The 2,647-nt window shown below is 65.2% G+C and carries 3 protein-coding genes; all 3 read right to left on the bottom strand.

Annotated features, from left to right (window positions below; genetic code table 11):
- Positions 1–167 precede the first annotated feature (167 nt).
- A complete protein-coding gene (locus A3728_RS13510) occupies positions 168–1,202 on the bottom strand; it encodes a transketolase family protein (RefSeq protein ID WP_082850993.1) in 1,035 nt (344 codons plus the stop codon).
- Complete coding sequence (locus A3728_RS13505) at positions 1,199–2,065, bottom strand: transketolase (protein ID WP_067924676.1); 867 nt, start codon at positions 2,063–2,065, stop codon at positions 1,199–1,201. The genes A3728_RS13510 and A3728_RS13505 overlap by 4 nt, the downstream gene beginning before the upstream one ends.
- On the bottom strand, positions 2,062–2,647 hold a 586-nt coding region (locus A3728_RS13500; protein WP_150120792.1), incomplete at its 5' end, for an aminotransferase class III-fold pyridoxal phosphate-dependent enzyme. The genes A3728_RS13500 and A3728_RS13505, both read right to left, overlap by 4 nt.

Here is a 2,647-nt window from a genome sequence, read left to right as displayed (position 1 = left end):
GTCACCGGGGCAGATTGAACAAACCCCTGTCAGCCTCTCAGTCCCCATGGCGGGACTCCCCTGACGTAGGGGCANTATTGGCAGCGATGGGCCGAAAGTCAACGGGCCAAAACGGCTTCGGAGGGGTCACATGGCGGCGGGCGGCAATGGCCCGCCGACGAATGGTTTCAAGCGTCCTCGCGTAAATCAAGCAGTTCGCCCGCAACCCCCGCCACACCCTCGGCGTCCAGCCGGTAGTGGGCATAGAGGGCCGCCGGGGGCCCGACCTCGACGAATTTGTCGGGCACCCCGTGCTTGCGGAACCTGATCCGCGGCAGATCGAGAAGCACCTCGGCCACGGCGGATCCCAGCCCGCCGGTCACGTTATGCTCCTCCACCGTCAGGATCGCGCCGGTTTCCGCCGCCGCGCGGATCTCCTCCTCGTCCATCCTGTCGATGGTGAACATATCGACAACCCGGACCGACACGCCCTTTTCCTCCAGCATCGCGGCAGCGTCGAGCGAGGCGCGCACTTGACTGCCGCAGGTGATGATCGTCAGGTCACTGCCCTCCCGCAGCCGGATCGCGCGCCCGAAGGCGATCTTCGGCACCTCGTCGTAGACCACCGGGTCCCGACCCCGGCCAAGGCGGATATACATCGCGCCGGGATGTTCCAACGAAGCACGCAGGATCGCCCGCAGGTGGTTGGCATCCGTGGCACAGACCACCGTCAGATCGGCGATGCAACGCATCATGCCCAGATCCTCCAGCGCGTGATGGGAACTGCCGTAGAATCCCATGGACATGCCCGAATGGCTGCCGAGGATACGCACCTTCATCCGAGGATAGGCGCAATCGGTGCGGATCGCTTCCGTCCCCAGAATCGCGGCGAAGCTCGCGAAGGTGGCGACATAGGGGATCAACCCGGTGGAGGCCATGCCGGCGGCGGCGGTGATCATGTTCTTTTCGGCAATGGAAAAGTTCACGAACCGCTCGGGATGCCGGTCGCGGAAATCATTCGTACGGTTGGCCGAGGCAAGGTCAGCCGTCGCCACCACGATGCGCGGATCATCCTCTGCCAGATCCGCCAGTTCCTCGCCCAGCACGAAGGCCGGCATGCCGGACCGCGGCGTTCCGCGGACGGACCGCTTGTCGCGCAACTGGGTGGTGCCGGTCGTCGTGCCGCGAAAGATCTCGCTTTCGTCCTGCATGTCCTTGTTCATGTCGCGTCCTCCGCCACGAAGGGTTTCAGCCCCTCATCAAGCTCCGCCATGACGGCGTCGTAATCCTCCCCCACCAGATTGCCGACATGCCAGTCGAGCGACATTTCCATCCGCTCCACCCCGCGGCCCTTGATGGTGTCGGCGATGATGACCTGCGGCTTGCCCTGCCCCCCGGTCTTCAGGGTGTCGAAGGCCCCCCGGATGGCGGCGAATTCATGCCCGTCGATCCGCTGCGTGTCCCATCCGAAAGCGGCAAAGCGCGCTTCCAGCGGCTCCACGCTCATCACCTCTTCGGTATGGCCGTCGATGGAAAGCCCGTTCCGGTCGACGATGGCCACGAGGTTCCGCAGCTTGAAATGACCGGCGGCGTTGGCGGCTTCCCAGATCTGGCCCTCGCTCAACTCGCCGTCGCCCAGCAACACATAGGTCCGGTAATCCCGACCCGAGATGCGCGCCGCGAGCGCAAGGCCCAGCCCCACCGACAGCCCATGCCCCAGCGAGCCGGATGAGAAATCGAGCCCGCGCACCTTTTTCATGTCCGGATGATCGCCATAGGGCGAGCCGAGCCTCGTATAGGTGTCGAGTTCCGAGGGATCGAAGTACCCCAGATCGGCCAGCACCGGGTAAAGCCCGATGGCGGCGTGCCCCTTCGACATCACGAAACGGTCCCTGTCCGGCCAATCGGGCTCTGACGGCTCTATCGACATCTGGTCGTAATAGAGCGCCGCCAGCAGTTCGGCGCAGGAAAAGGTCGATGAATAATGCCCGGCCCCCGCGATCCGCGACAGGCGGACGGTTTCCTTGCGGATGAATTTCGCCCGGTCCTCAAGAACCGAAAGGCTGACATTGCCACGTTTGGTCATCGTGCTTCCTCCGTTATCGGGCGCGCTGTCGACAGGGCTGCAAAGGCGTCTTCGGTCGCCTCCAGCGCGCGGTCGATCTCGGCTTCGGTATGCGCCGTGCTCAGGAACATGTTGTGCTTGTGGTGCATGTAGACGCCGCGCCGCAGGGCCTCTCCGCAAAAGGTATTGCCAAGGGTGGCCGCACGGTCGTCGCCTTCGAACTGCACCAGCGGCATGACCGGCGGCCCGGATTGGCGCAGCTCGAACCCGTGGCGCCGGGCCTGTTCGTCCAGCCCGTCGCGCAGGCGCTGGCCCGCGCGCTGCATCACCGCTGGCCCGTCGATCCGCGCCAATTCATCGAGCGTGGCGACCGAAGCGGCCATCGCGGGCCCGCCGTACCAGAAGGAGCCGGTCACGAAGACCTTGTTCGCCGCCTCGCGGAAGCTGTCGCTGCCCGTCACCGCCGAAAGAGCGTGCCCGTTGGCGATGGCCTTGGAAAAGGCGCTGAGGTCGGGCCGCACCGACAACCCTTCGAGCGCACCGCCCATGTTCAGCCGGAACCCGGTGCGCACGTCATCGACCACCATCGCGGCACCGGTTTCG

This window comes from Sulfitobacter sp. HI0040 (assembly GCF_001634885.1).
GTDB lineage: Bacteria > Pseudomonadota > Alphaproteobacteria > Rhodobacterales > Rhodobacteraceae > Sulfitobacter.
Note: the sequence above shows the minus strand (reverse complement) of the source record. Positions and strands in the feature narration are given on the sequence as shown.